Source organism: Streptomyces sp. CNQ329 (genome assembly GCF_000482585.1).
This window is the reverse complement of the sequence record NZ_AXVU01000026.1, coordinates 55,775-68,470: the sequence shown is the minus strand read 5'-3', so window position 1 is coordinate 68,470 and position 12,696 is coordinate 55,775. Positions and strand designations below refer to the sequence as shown.

The window sequence follows — 12,696 nt, the reverse complement described above, 5'->3', positions numbered from 1 at the left end:
GGCGGTCAGCCGGGGCGTACGGCGCCGCGCAGCGGGCGGATGGTGAGGGGGACCACCCGCACGCGCCGGCCCGTGCGCGGTGCCTCCACCACCCGGCCGTTGCCCAGGTACACCGCGACGTGCGAGGCGTCGCGGTGGTACACGACGATGTCCCCCGGCCGCATCGCACCCGGCGGCACCCGGTGCAGCTCCCGCCACTGGCCCCGCGCCGTCCGCGGGATGCGCACGCCCGCCTGCCGCCAGGCCCGTTGCGTGAGCCCGGAGGAGTCGAAGGCCCGCGGCCCGCCGGCGCCCGCGCGGTAGGGCTTGCCGACCTGGTCGAGGGCGTACGAGACGGCCCGCCGCCCCGCGCGCGACGGCTCGCGGTCCGCGCCGCCCCACGCCTCCGGCCCCCGGGGCCGTTCCGTACCGCCGGAGGTGCCGCCGGGCGACTCCGGGCCTCCCCCGCCCGGCTTGCCGTCCGCCACCGCGTCCGCCACCGCGTCCGGCCCGCCGCCGGCGTCGCCGGGGCCGGCGTCGCCGTCCTCGCCCGGCGCCATCAGATCACGCCGCTCCTCCTCGGCCTCCCGCACCTCCAGCCGCTCCAGCGCGGCCCGCTTCGCCGGCGTCAGCGCCGCCAGCGCGTCCGCCACCTCGTCGAGCCGGTCGTCCACCCGGTCCCGGCGCCGCTTCCGCTCGCGCGTCAGGTCCCGCTGCCGCGCCAGCGCCTCCCGGGACGAGCCGGTCAGCGCGTCGAGCCGCTTGGCGCCGGACTCCAGCCGGGCCACGACGGCGGCCTGGTTGCCGACGGCGCGGCTGATGATCTGCTTGCGGTCCAGCGCCGTCTCCGTGTCGCGTGCGACGAGGAGTTGCAGGTACGGGGCGAGCCCGGGGCCCCGGTACTGCGCGCGGGCGAGGAGCGCGGCCCGGCGGCGCGCGGTGGCGAGCGCGGCGCGGGTGTCGGCGAGGTCGCCGGCGAGCCGGTCGGCCTCGGCCCGTGCGTCCTTCAGGTCCTCCGCGGTCGCGTGGTACGCCTCGGTGGCGCGTTCGGCCTGTCCGTGGAGGGTCCGGAGCCGGGTGAGCAGGTCGCCGAGCGGGGCGTCGGCGGCCGGTTCCGCGGCGCCCGGGGCGTTGTCAGCCGTCTGCCCCGGCTCTGCCGCGCCGCTCGCCTCCGGTACGTCCGGCACGGGGGCCGCGTCGGCGGGCAGGGCCGGCACGGTGGCCAGGAGGAGGGCGGAGGCGGCGGTGAGGGCGGAGCGGAGGGAGTGCGCCATGTACGCATGGCTGCCCCGCCGGCCCCGCATTCCCGTCGCCACTGGGCGAAACCGCGTAACACCCTCACCCGTGAGGATTGACGCCCGGCCGCCGTGACCACGGCCATCTGCGCCGCTCGGGCACACCTTCCGGGTCGTACGTGTACACCCACCCCCGCGGCAGCTTCAGCCGCGGGCTGAGGTTCGCCGGCTCCAGCCGGTAGACGTGCACCTCCGGCGGGCCGCCGTCGGGGCCGGGCACCGGCACCTCGTACACCTTCGGCGGCCGGCCCGTCGCGCCCACGTGCACGGCGAGCGTGCGGCCGTCCAGCGGGCCGCCGACGAACGCGGTGTCCTCCGTGCGCACGGCGCTCAGCCCTCGCCGAGCAGGTGGCCGGCGTCGGGCAGGAACGGCGCGATGCGGCGTACGAGATCGCCCGCGGGCCCGTCCGGTGTCTCCAGCGCCAGCGCCCGGCGCAGCACCCGGCCGCACTCCTCGTCGCCCGCGGCGGTGGCGACCAGCAGCGCGACGAAGTGGTCGACGAGCCAGCCGCGCAGTTCGGGCAGCGGCGGCTGCTTGCCCTCGTCCAGCCAGATCAGCGACGCGCCCTCGACGGCCGTGATCCACGTGCGGATCATCGTCAGCAGCCTGCGGCCGGGTTCGGGCACCTCGATGTGGAGCAGGATCTGCTCGGCGGCGGAGCGGCGGACCTCGTCGACGATGGCCGTCGTGCGGCTGGTCTGGACGACGCTGCCGCCCTGCAGCAGCGCCTTGAAGCCGGCGTCGTGCTCGTCGACGAAGCCCAGGTAGCTGTCCAGGGCGCGGGTGAGGCGCCGGGTGAGCGGGCCCTGCTGGGGCTGGCGGAAGCACAGCTCCAGCTTGTCCGCGGCGCTGCGCAGGGCGGCCTCGTAGAGCTGCTGCTTGCCGCCGGGAAAGTAGCGGTAGACCAGCGGGCGGGAGACTTCCGCGGCGGCGGCGACGTCGTCGAGGGAGACGTCCTCGGGGGCGCGGTGGGCGAACAGGCCGAGCGCGGCGGTGAGCAACTGGCTGCGGCGCTGGGAGACGCTGAGTCTGCGGTACGCGACCGCCGGCCGGGGCGCGGCGTGCCGGGCTCCCCGGTCGGACGCGGTGCTCATGTCCGGCAGCGTAGCCCGCCGGAGCGACACCCGCGGCCCGGGCCCGCCACCGTCCCGGACGACCTGCGGGTATCTCCCGGACCGCCCTCCGTCAGAGGAGGTCCGCCCAGGCTCTTCCCGCTCCTGCCGTGCCCCGTCCCGGCGTGCCCCGCCCCGCCGCCCGCTCAGGCGAGCAGGCCCGAGCTGCGCCACAGCCTGCGCCCGACCCCGCGGAGCACCCCGATGTCGTCGAGGAAGTCCGTCAGCCGCTTCGCGCCCGTCTGCATCACCTCGCGCCGGTGCGGGCTCGCCTTCACCTGCGCCACCGCCGCCGCCCGGTCCAGGCCCGCGTCCGTGTACACCTGCGGGTTGACGAACGAGACGGAGAACACGCGCGCCGCCTCACCGGAGGTGAGCCGGGTGAAGTTCCGCTCCCAGCGCGGCGCGGTGAGCATCTGCCGCCGCAGCTCCTCGCGCGCGTACCGGACGTGCCGGGCCTCCTCCACGACGTGGATCCGGGTCACGCCGCGCACCAGTGTCTGGACTCGTTCGTCGGGGAAGACCAGCCGCTGCATCCAGTCGAGGATCTCCTCGCCGAGCAGGGTCGCGGTGAAGGAGCCGGGGGTGGTGGAGACGGTCTTGAGGACGCGGGCCAGGTTGTGGTGGAAGCGCGAGACCGGATACGGCTCCGCGCCGCCCTTCGTGATCATCCGGGCGAACATCATCGAGTGCCGGCACTCGTCGGCTATCTCCGTGAGCGCGTAGCGCACGTGGTTGCTCGTGACCGGCTTGTCGTAGATGTGCCGGACGAGCAACTGCATGAGGATGATCTCGAACCAGATGCCCAGGGAGGCCAGCGACGCCGCTTCCAGCCGGGCCAGTTCCTTCTGCTGCTCCTCGGACATCCGCCGCCACATGGGGGTGTCGTAGAGGGAGACCAGCTCGGGCGGCCAGAACCACTTGCCTTCTTCGATCGGGGCGTCCCAGTCCAGTTCCTTGTCCGGGTCGAAGGAGTGCTTCTCCGACGCCGCGAGGAGCCGTTCCGCCACCTTCTCGCGGTCCTTGAGCGGGCCGAGCGCGTCCGTCAGCGCGAGGTGCCCCGTCGTCGTGGTCATCGCGTCTCCTGGGAGAGTCACCGGCGGTCCCTCTTATGAGACTGCTTGTCAGCAAGCCCGTCAATGCCCCGGACGCGATTGGTTGACGCGTCGGTAACGTGGCCAGCCGGCCGCGGACGGGCGTCACTCGACGGTGACGATGCACGTGATACGGCCGTGGGAGCGCTCGGCCTGCTCCTCGCACTTCTCCCGGCCGGCCTCGCTGCCGGAGGCCAGGAGCCAGAAGACGGCGCCGCCGACGAGCAGGAAGATCAGACCGATGACGATGCCGATCAGGATGTCCCTCACGGCGGTCATCGTAGAAGCGCGCCCGGGGAGCGGTCCCGGCTTCGCAGGCCCGCTCCGTACGGGCGGAACGGCCGTGCCCGCCCGGCGGCGTCAGCGCAGCGCCGCCCGCATCACCCGGCGCGCGACGGGGGCCGCGCTGCCGCCGCCGCTGATGTCCGCGCGGTCCGCCTCCGCGTCCTCCACGACCACCGCCACCGCCACCCCCGGCACGGCGGTCCCCGGCCGCTGCGCCCAGGAGATGAACCAGGCGTACGGTCTTTGCGAGTTGTCCACCCCGTGCTGCGCCGTGCCCGTCTTGCCGCCGACCGTCAGCCCGTCGATCGCCGCCAGAGAGCCGGTGCCGTCGGTGACCGCGTCGATCATCATCTGCCGCAGCAGGGCCGCCGTCCCCGGGCTCGTCGCCGTCCCGTCGTGGACGGGCCTCGTCCGCGCCACCGTGTCGCCGCCGGCGTCCGCCAGCCGGTCCACCAGGTACGGGCGCATCGACCGGCCGTCGTTGGCGATCGTCGCCGCGACCCGCGCCATCTGCAGCGGCGTGGCCCGGGTGTCGTACTGCCCGATGGCCGACAGCGCGGCCTGCGCGGCGTCCATCCGTGTGCTGATGCGGCTCGGCAGCACCGGCGAGGGGATCGTGAGGCCGCCGTCGTTGAAGCCGAACGCCTTCGCGGTCGCCACGATGCGCCCGGTGCCGAGCGTTGCGCCGAGCTTCGCGAACACCGTGTTGCACGACTCCGCGAACGCCTCCCGCAGGGGCGCGTCGGCGCAGCCGCTCGCCTCGTTGCGCAGCAGGGTGGTGCTGCCGATGAGGCGGTACGGGCTCGGGGTGCGGGTCGGCGCGTCGATGTCGGTGACGACGCCGGACTCCAGCGCCGCCACCGCCGTGATCACCTTGAACGTGGAGCCGGGCGGATACGTCTGCCGGATCGCGCGGTTGAGGAGCGGCTGGGCGGGGTCGGCGGTGAGACGGTCCCAGGCGAGGGCGGTGGCGGGGGAGTTGCCGGAGAGCCGCGCAGGGTCGTAGCCGGGGCTGCTGACCAGGGCGAGGACGCGGCCGGTGGCGGGTTCGAGGGCGACCACGGCGCCCTTGCGGCCGCGCAGCCCGCGGAACGCGGCCTTCTGCACGGCCGGTACGACGGTGGTGTGCACCTGGCCGCCGGGCCGGCGGCTGCGGGTCAGGTCGCCCCAGAGCGGCAGCGGGGCGAGGCGGCCGTCGGTGCCGGCGAGGATGCCGTCCTCGGTGTCCTCGAGAAGGGTGGCGCCGTAGAGCTGGGAGGCGAAGCCGGTGACGGGGGCGTAGAGGCGGCCGTCGGTGGAGGACCGCTCGTAACGCAGGTCCTGCCGGGTGTCGGTGGAGCCGGTGAGGCGGCGTCCCGCGGCGTAGATGTCGCCGCGTGGCTGGGCGTAGCGCTCCAGGGCGTGGCGGCGGTTGGCGGGGTTGGCGTCGTACTCGGGGGCGTTGAGCACCTGGACGCGGGCGGCGCCGAGGAGGAGGGCGAGGAAGAGCAGGAGGCTGCCGGCGGCGGCGATGCGGGTGTTGCGGATCACCGGGTACCGTCCGCGGGGCGCGGCTGGTCGAGCACGGGAACGGGAGCCGGAGCGGGGGCCGGTGTGGCCGCGGGCGGGGGCTCCGGGCGTGCCGGTGCGGGACCGGCGGCCGGGCGGCGCTCCTCGGGCGGCGTACGGGCCTCGTCGCTGAGCCGTACGAGCAGCGCGACGATCACCCAGTTCGTCACCACGGAGGAACCGCCCTGCGCCAGGAACGGCGTCACCATCCCGGTCAGCGGGACCAGCCCCATCACCCCGCCGGCGATCACCACCACCTGGAGCGTGATGATCGCCGCCAGGCCCGCGGCCAGCAGCGCCCCGAACGGTTCGTCGACGGCGATCGCCGTGCGGTAGCCGCGGGCCACGAAGACGGCGTAGAGGAGAAAGAGCGCGGTCAGCCCCGTGATCCCCAGCTCTTCGCCCGCGGTGGCCAGGATGAAGTCCGACTTGCCGGCGAAGCCGATCAGCAGCGAGTGTCCCTGGCCGAGCCCGGCGCCCAGCGCCCCGCCCGCCGCGAACGCGAACAGCGACTGCGCCAGCTGCCCCGGGCCGTGCCCCTCCTCGATGGCGCGGAACGGCGACAGCCAGTCCTCCACCCGCGTGTGCACGTGCGGCTCCAGCGCCCCGACCGCCGCCGCCCCCGCCGCCGCCAGCAGCAGCCCCACGGCCAGCCAGCCGGCCCGTCCCGTGGCGACGTACAGCATCGCCACGAACAGGCTGAAGAACAGCAGCGAGGCGCCGATGTCCCGCTCCAGGATCAGCAGCACCAGGCTGATGCCCCAGACGGCGACGATCGGGCCGAGGACGCGCCACGGCGGCAGCAGCAGACGCCGGATGCGCGGGCCGCCGGTGAAGGTCAGCGCGTGGCGGTTGGCGGCCAGATACGACGCGAAGAAGACCGCGAGCAGCACCTTGGCGAACTCGCTGGGCTGGAGGGAGAGACCGCCGATCCGGATCCAGATCCTGGCCCCGTTGACGGCGGGGAAGAGGATCGGCGCGGCCATCAGGCACAGGGCGGTGAACGCGTATGTGCCCGCGCGGGTGCGCAGGTCGCGGTGGTCGCGCAGGAAGAGCAGGACGGCGGCGAAGAGGGTGACGCCCACCGTGGACCACAGGAGTTGGGTGGGTGCGGCACGGTCGCCGGGGGTGTCCTGGTCGAGGCGGTGGATGAGGACCAGGCCGAGGCCGTTGAGCAGCAGCGCCACGGGCAGCAGCACGGGGTCCGCGCAGGGGGCGCGGAAGCGGACGACGAGGTGGGCCGCCAGGGCGAGTGCGGCGAGGCCGCCGAGGTGGGTGGTCAGGCCGGCGGGCGGCGCGCCGGAGGTGGCGTAGCCGACGGCGGCGTAGCCGTAGGCGATGACGGCGACGGCGCAGACCAGGAGCGTGAGTTCGGCGCCGCGGCGGCGGGGGCGGGGCACGGGGGGCGGCGGTGTGGCCAGCCGCCGGGCGCGGCCCGGCGGGCGGAGGGCCTGGGCCGGGTCGGTGGCGCTGGTCATGCGGGCAACGTAGCAAGCGGTGGCCGTTTTGCCGGGTATGACGGGGATGGGGGTGGGTCGCGCGGAAGCCCGGGGCGGGTCGGCGGGGCCGCCCGCCGGGTCAGCCTTCGGCGCGTACCACCCGGGCGAACCGGCGGGCCACCCGGCGCCAGACCGCCGCCGACTCCTGCTCGGCGCGGTCCGCCTCGCTGCGCAGCCGGGCCGGGTCGAAGCCGCGGGCGCGGATGGACTCGTCGCTCCACGTGCGGACGCGGTCGGCGCCGGCCTCCGGGTGGAACTGCACGCCCCACGCCCGCGCGCCGTGCCGGAACGCCTGGTGCGGGCAGCGCTCGCTCTCCGCCAGCCACACCGCGCCCGACGGCAGCTCCGTGATGGCGTCGACGTGCCGCTGGACGGCGGTCACGCGCGGCGGGAGCCCGCCGAAGAGGGGGTCGTCCGCCGCGTCCGGGCGCACCGTGATCGGCGTGCTGCCCAGCTCCGGCTCACCGTGCGACGCGGTCACCCGGCCGCCGGCGACGTGGGCGAGAAGCTGGCCGCCCTGGCAGACGCCGAAGACCGGGACGTCCCGCTCCAGCGCCTCGGCGACCAGCTCGCGCACGGCCGCCAGCCACGGCATCGCCACGTCGTCGTCGGGCATGGGGCCGCCGCCGAGCGGCAGGATCGCGGCGTGGTCGAGCCTGTGGGGCAGGGGCGCGCCCGCGTAGGCGTGGACGACGTCGAGGGCGACGCCCTCCTGTTCCAGCCACTCGCCGAAGCGGCGGGGGCCGCCGCTCCGGCCGTTCTGTACCACGAGAACCTTCGTCATGCGTGCGATTCTCGGTCAGCTACGTGCGCGGGGTACCGGCGGGGGCGGGGACGGCCTGCGAGGGGACGGCGACGGGCGGGGCCGCGCCCTCCGGTACGGCGTCGGCGGGGGCCGCCCCGGCGGGTACGGCGTCGGCGGGGGCCGCGTCGCCCGGTGCGGCGTCGCTCGGTACGGCGTCGGTGGGCTCGGGGCCGGCCGGGACGGCGTCCTCCGGCTCCCCGGCCGGCTTCGCCGCCTCCCCGAGTGCGATGACGACCTTGCCCGACGTGAGGTCGATCGGCCCGCGGTGCGGGTCGCCCGTGCCGACGTCGTCGACGACCAGCTCCATCCGCTCCCGCGCCCGCCGGGCGTGGGCGTGACTGGGTGCGAACAGCTCCGCAACGATGTTCATCCCCGCGCCTCCCACGACTCGGCTCGTTCGAACAACGCCGCGGCCCGCCGAACCGTTCCCCCGCCCCCGTCAGGCCGTCAGCCATCCGCCCGGAACGTCCATATCCGTGCCCACCACGGGCGCCGCGGCGGACGAACCCCGCCACATCGTCACGGCGGCCATCGGCGGCCGGGGACGCGGCGTGCGCGCTCGCGGTTCCGGCGGCTGCGGACGAGCCCGCCGATGGCGGGCTTCCTGGCGGTGGTACGGGAGTGCGTCCGCGACCCGGACGCGTGGGCGCGAAGTCTCAGCCCTCCCGCGCCGCTCCCGTCTCCTGCGCCGTGTAGCGCTCGCGGGCCGCGTGCACCTCCTCGATGTGCTCCTCCGCCCAGTCCTTCACGGCGGTGAGGAGCCCGGCGAGGCTGCGGCCGAGGGGAGTCAGCTCGTAGTCGACGCGGACCGGGACGGACGGGGTGACGGTGCGGCTGAGGATGCCGTCGCGCTCCAGGGTGCGCAGGGTCTGCGTGAGCATCTTGGGGCTGACGCCGGCGATCTTCCGGCGCAGGTCGCTGTAGCGCTGCGGGCCGCGGGACAGGGCGGCGACGACGAGGCTGACCCACTTGTCGCTGAGGCGGCCGAGGAGCTGGTTGGTGGGGCAGTCCCGCATGAACGCGTCGTACGCGTAGCGCGCCTCCTCCCGCCGCTGGGCCGCCGTCGTGGTCGCCATGACTCTCCTCCGGGTGACATAGGCACTCTCAGGTAACTACTTACCAGAAGATACCAACTCTTCCTAGGGTCGCAGCAGCGGGAGCGGATACCGCTCCCGACAACGATCAGGGAGAGCTGACCATGCGTGCTGCAGTGGTGACGGAGTTCGGCGGCCCCGAGGCCGTGACGATCGCCGATGTGGAGGTGCCCGGGCCGGGCGCGGGACAGGTACGGATCAAGGTGGCCGCGGCGGCGCTCAACCCCGTGGACGGCGGGACGCGCGCCGGCGTCTTCGGTGCGGCGGCGGGCGCGGCGTACACGGGGCTCGGCTGGGACGTCGCGGGGACGGTGGACGCGGCGGGCGCGGGCGCGGGCTTCGCCGTGGGCGACGCGGTGGTGGCGCTGGTGCACGGGGTGGCCAAACCGCTGGGCTCGCACGCCGGTTACGTGGTGGTGGACGGGGCCGCGGTGGCCCCGGCGCCGGCGACGGTGGACGCCGTGCACGCCGCGACGCTGCCGCTCAACGCCCTGGCCGCCGACCAGGCGCTGGGCCTGCTGGATCCGGCGCCGGGCTCCTCGCTGCTGGTCACGGGCGCGGCGGGGGCGCTGGGCGGGTACGCGATCCAGCTCGCCGCCGACCGCGGCGTGTCGGTGACGGGGCTGGCCCGGGAGTCCGACGAGGAGCTGATCCGCTCCCTCGGCGCCGCGTTCACGACCGCCCCGGCCGACGGCGGCTACGACGCCGTGCTCGACGCGGCGGTACTCGGCGGCGAAACGGCCCTGCGCTGGACCCGCGACGACGGCGCGTTCGCCGCGGTCATCCCGGACACCGCCCCGGCCCCGGTCCGCGGCATCCGCACGGCGGCCCTCGACGTCCGCGCCGACGGACCCCGGCTGGCGGAGCTGGCCCGCCTCGCCGACACCGGCGTGCTGACGCTCCGGGTCGCGGAGACGTACGACCTGGCCGACGCGGCGAAGGCGCACGCCCGCCTGGCGGAGGGCGGGATACGGGGGCGGCTGGTGCTGGTGCCGTAGGCCACAGCCACAGCCACAGCCACAGGTACGGTCACGGCCGCGTACGGCGGCGGGGGCAGGGCGCAACGGTGCCGGGTGCCGGGCGGGTCACGGCAGGGCCAGGACGCAGAACTCGTGGCCCTCCGGGTCGGTCAGGCACGTCCAGGGCACGTCCCCCTGGCCGAGGTCGAGGTCCGCGGCGCCGAGGGCGCGGAGCCGGGCGGCCTCCGCCTCCTTGTCGTCACCGGGGTACGGGAGCAGGTCGAGGTGGACGCGGTCCGGGACCGTCTTCGGGGCGGGGACGCGGAGGAATTCGAGGTACGGGCCGGTGTCCGCGGCCGAGCGCAGCACCGCCTGGTCGTCGGTGACCTCCCGCACCGTCCAGTCCGTCGCCTCGCCCCAGAACCGGGCCATGGCCCGCGGGTCCGCGCAGTCGACGACCACCGCGGCGATCGGCCCGGCGTCCCGGTAGACGTCCCGCGGCTCCAGCACGCAGAACTCGTTGCCCTCGGGGTCGGCGAGGACCGTCCACGGCACGTCGCCCTGGCCCACGTCGGCGGGCGCCGCACCGAGCGCCGTCAGGCGGGCGACCAGTGCCGTCCGGTGGGCCGCGGAGGTGGTGGCGAGATCGAGGTGCACGCGGTTCTTCGTCGCCGTCTTGGGCTCCGGGACGGGGACGACGTCGATGCCGACGGTGACCGGGTCGGGCCAGACGAGGTCGCCGCCGGGGCCGACGTAGGTGGTCGCGCCGGGTGCGTGGGCGCGCCAGCCGAGCGCTTCCGCCCAGAACCGGCCGACCGCCGGGGGGTCGAGGGCCTTGATGTTCACCTGGACGGGTCGCAGAGCCATGGCGGGGATCCTATGCACCCGTGTCGCGCGTGGACGCTCGCTTCCTGAAATCGAACACACGTATGATAGCGAGTCGTGAGTGACTACGAGTTTCCGGAGGAGTTGCTGCGGGCGAAGCGGGAGTGGTTCGCCGTCGCGCAGCGGTTGGAGGAGTTCCCCTTGCGCCCGTACACGGACAGCGCGGGCGTCGAACACCGGGCCGACAGCGGGTGGACGCCCGAGCTGGACCGGCAGGAGACGGTGCTGCGGAAGAGATTCCGCGAGCTGTCCATCGAGATATCGATCCACCCGTTCTGGGAGACGCTGAACGGGAGCACGGTGGCGGCCCGGATGGCGCTGCGCAAGGCGGCCCGGCCGGGCGGGAGCTGAGGCGGATGCGGGCTGCCCGCCGGGCGGGCGCGGACCGCGGTCCGGGGTGGGCGGGGGAGCGCCCACCCCGGAGAGGGTTCTGCCTGTGACGTCCGCCGGGCCGGGGTCAGCCGCGTACCGGCTCCGGGGCGGAGGGCGTGTCCTCCCCGCTCCCGGCGGCGTGCGCCGCGGTGTGGTCCTCCGCCGGCTCCCGCCGGGCCGGGCCCGTGGGCGGAACGTGGTGGAGCAGGCGGACGGCCAGGATCGCCACTCCCGCCAGCAGCACGGCCGCGATGACCGCCGCCACGTGCATCCCGCTGACGTACGCCTCCCGCGCCGGCGCCAGCAGCGCCTCCGCCGTCCGCGCCGGCAGGTCCGCCGCCGCGGTGGCCGCGTCGGTGAGGCCCTCCCTGGCCGCGTCCGCCGCCGGGCCCGGGGTGCCGGCCGGGACCGCGTCCTCCATCTGCCCGCGGTAGACGATCGTGCCGATGCTGCCGAGGGCCGCGATGCCCAGCGCGTAGCCGAACTCGCCGCTGGTCTCGTTCATCGCCGCCGCCGAGCCCGCCTTCTCCGGCGGTGCGGAGCCGACGACCAGGTCGGTGCCGAGGGTCACCAGCGGCCCCGCCCCCAGGTTGATGAGCGCGAACCCCGTGACGACGTACGGCAGTCCGCCGGAGGCGTCGGCGGCCACCAGCAGCAGCAGGCCGGCGACCGATACCGACAGCCCGCCGCCGATCAGCCGGGCCGGGCGGACGTGGCGGGCCGCGACGGGGGCGAGGCCGAAGCTGAACCCCGAGGCCGCCACCGCGGGCAGCATCCACAGGCCCGCCCTGAGCGGCGTGAGCCCCTGCACCATCTGCAGGTACTGCGTGATGAACAGCATCAGCGCGCCCATCAGGAACGTGCCGGCGAACATCCCGCCCAGCGCGGTACTGAAGGCCCGGTTGCGGAACAGCCGCAGGTCCATCAGCGGGTGCTCCAGCCGCTGCTGGCGGCGGACGAAGAGCGTCCCGAACGCCCCGCCCGCGGCGAGCGCCGCCAGCGGCACCGGCGCCCAGCCGTCCTTCGCCAGCTCCTTCACCGCGTACACCAGCGGCAGCACGGCGGCCAGTGACAGCGCCACGCTCGCCAGGTCCAGCCGGCCCGCCGAGGTGTCGCGGTACTCGGGCAGCACGATCGGGCCCAGGATCAGCAGCAGCACCATCGCGGGCACCCCGAGCAGGAACGCCGAGCCCCACCAGAAGTGCTCCAGCATCGCCCCGCCGACCAGCGGGCCGATCGCCGCGCCGCCCATGAAGCACATGAACCAGACGCCGATGGCGGCCGACCGCTGCCGGGGGTCTGTGAACATGGTGGTGATCAGTGCCAGCGTCGACGGCGCCAGCGTCGCCCCGGCGATGCCGAGCAGCGCGCGGGAGGCGATCAGCATCTCCGGACCGGTGGAGTACGCGGCGACCACCGAGGCGACGCTGAACGCCGCCGCGCCGGCGAGCAGCAGACGGCGGCGGCCGACGCGGTCGCCGAGGGTGCCCATCGTGACGAGGAAGCCGGAGAGCATGAACCCGTAGATGTCCATGATCCAAAGCTGCTCCGAGCTGTTCGCGCCGAGGTCGGCGCTGAGATGGGGCAGGGCGAGCAGCAGCACGAAGACGTCGAGGGAGATCAGCAGGACGGGCAGCGCGAGCACCGCGAGCCCGATCCACTCCCGCCGCCCGGCCCGTGTCGCGATGTCGGTAGCCATGGGGTGTGCTCCTTGTCGGAAACAACCGTCCGGCGCCCCCTTCGGGCGCCTCTCACCCCTGCGTCGAGC

At 75.3% G+C, this 12,696-nt stretch carries 14 protein-coding genes; 2 read left to right on the top strand and 12 right to left on the bottom strand.

What is annotated here, in order from left to right; genetic code table 11:
* Positions 1 to 5 precede the first annotated feature (5 nt).
* The 10 genes from I003_RS0118810 to I003_RS0118765 all read right to left on the bottom strand — a co-directional run bounded on the left by I003_RS0118810 (position 6) and on the right by I003_RS0118765 (position 8,694).
* Positions 6 to 1,253, bottom strand: coding sequence for a C40 family peptidase (locus tag I003_RS0118810; protein WP_027772920.1), 1,248 nt, complete (start codon positions 1,251 to 1,253; stop codon positions 6 to 8).
* A 64-nt stretch (positions 1,254 to 1,317) separates the two neighbouring features.
* Complete coding sequence (locus I003_RS0118805) at positions 1,318 to 1,599, bottom strand: hypothetical protein (protein WP_027772919.1); 282 nt, start codon at positions 1,597 to 1,599, stop codon at positions 1,318 to 1,320.
* Positions 1,600 to 1,604: 5 nt separating this feature from the next.
* The gene (locus I003_RS0118800; RefSeq protein ID WP_051368325.1) at positions 1,605 to 2,369 is read right to left on the bottom strand and encodes a TetR/AcrR family transcriptional regulator; all 765 of its coding nucleotides are present in this window, start codon (positions 2,367 to 2,369) and stop codon (positions 1,605 to 1,607) included.
* A gap of 164 nt (positions 2,370 to 2,533) precedes the next feature.
* Complete coding sequence (locus tag I003_RS0118795; protein ID WP_027772917.1) at positions 2,534 to 3,463, bottom strand: AurF N-oxygenase family protein; 930 nt, start codon at positions 3,461 to 3,463, stop codon at positions 2,534 to 2,536.
* 123 nt (positions 3,464 to 3,586) lie between these two features.
* Complete coding sequence (locus tag I003_RS36500) at positions 3,587 to 3,751, bottom strand: hypothetical protein (protein WP_199784323.1); 165 nt, start codon at positions 3,749 to 3,751, stop codon at positions 3,587 to 3,589.
* A gap of 90 nt (positions 3,752 to 3,841) precedes the next feature.
* Positions 3,842 to 5,296 (bottom strand): penicillin-binding transpeptidase domain-containing protein, encoded by a 1,455-nt coding sequence (locus I003_RS0118785; RefSeq protein WP_027772916.1) that lies wholly within the window; start codon positions 5,294 to 5,296, stop codon positions 3,842 to 3,844.
* Positions 5,293 to 6,792, bottom strand: coding sequence for an FtsW/RodA/SpoVE family cell cycle protein (locus tag I003_RS0118780; protein WP_027772915.1), 1,500 nt, complete (start codon positions 6,790 to 6,792; stop codon positions 5,293 to 5,295). The genes I003_RS0118785 and I003_RS0118780 overlap by 4 nt, the downstream gene beginning before the upstream one ends.
* 100 nt (positions 6,793 to 6,892) lie before the next feature.
* The gene (locus I003_RS0118775) at positions 6,893 to 7,597 is read right to left on the bottom strand and encodes a type 1 glutamine amidotransferase (RefSeq protein WP_027772914.1); all 705 of its coding nucleotides are present in this window, start codon (positions 7,595 to 7,597) and stop codon (positions 6,893 to 6,895) included.
* 19 nt (positions 7,598 to 7,616) lie between these two features.
* Complete coding sequence (locus I003_RS0118770; RefSeq protein WP_027772913.1) at positions 7,617 to 7,988, bottom strand: DUF6191 domain-containing protein; 372 nt, start codon at positions 7,986 to 7,988, stop codon at positions 7,617 to 7,619.
* A gap of 286 nt (positions 7,989 to 8,274) precedes the next feature.
* Positions 8,275 to 8,694 carry a winged helix-turn-helix transcriptional regulator gene (locus I003_RS0118765; RefSeq protein ID WP_027772912.1) on the bottom strand — a complete coding sequence of 140 codons (420 nt, stop codon included), beginning with the start codon at positions 8,692 to 8,694 and terminating at the stop codon, positions 8,275 to 8,277.
* 122 nt (positions 8,695 to 8,816) lie between these two features.
* On the opposite strand from I003_RS0118765, the gene I003_RS0118760 reads away from it, so the two are divergent.
* Positions 8,817 to 9,710, top strand: a complete 894-nt coding sequence (locus I003_RS0118760; protein WP_027772911.1) for a zinc-binding dehydrogenase — start codon at positions 8,817 to 8,819, stop codon at positions 9,708 to 9,710.
* Positions 9,711 to 9,797: 87 nt separating this feature from the next.
* On the opposite strand, the gene I003_RS0118755 is transcribed toward I003_RS0118760, so the two are convergent.
* Positions 9,798 to 10,538: a VOC family protein gene (locus tag I003_RS0118755; RefSeq protein ID WP_027772910.1), complete on the bottom strand. Its 741-nt coding sequence runs from the start codon at positions 10,536 to 10,538 to the stop codon at positions 9,798 to 9,800.
* Between the two features lie 75 nt (positions 10,539 to 10,613).
* On the opposite strand from I003_RS0118755, the gene I003_RS0118750 reads away from it, so the two are divergent.
* Positions 10,614 to 10,907, top strand: a complete 294-nt coding sequence (locus I003_RS0118750; RefSeq protein ID WP_027772909.1) for a hypothetical protein — start codon at positions 10,614 to 10,616, stop codon at positions 10,905 to 10,907.
* A gap of 106 nt (positions 10,908 to 11,013) precedes the next feature.
* Here the strand turns inward: I003_RS0118750 and I003_RS0118745 are convergent, their stop codons facing one another.
* The gene (locus I003_RS0118745) at positions 11,014 to 12,627 is read right to left on the bottom strand and encodes an MFS transporter (RefSeq protein ID WP_027772908.1); all 1,614 of its coding nucleotides are present in this window, start codon (positions 12,625 to 12,627) and stop codon (positions 11,014 to 11,016) included.
* Positions 12,628 to 12,696 lie beyond the last annotated feature (69 nt).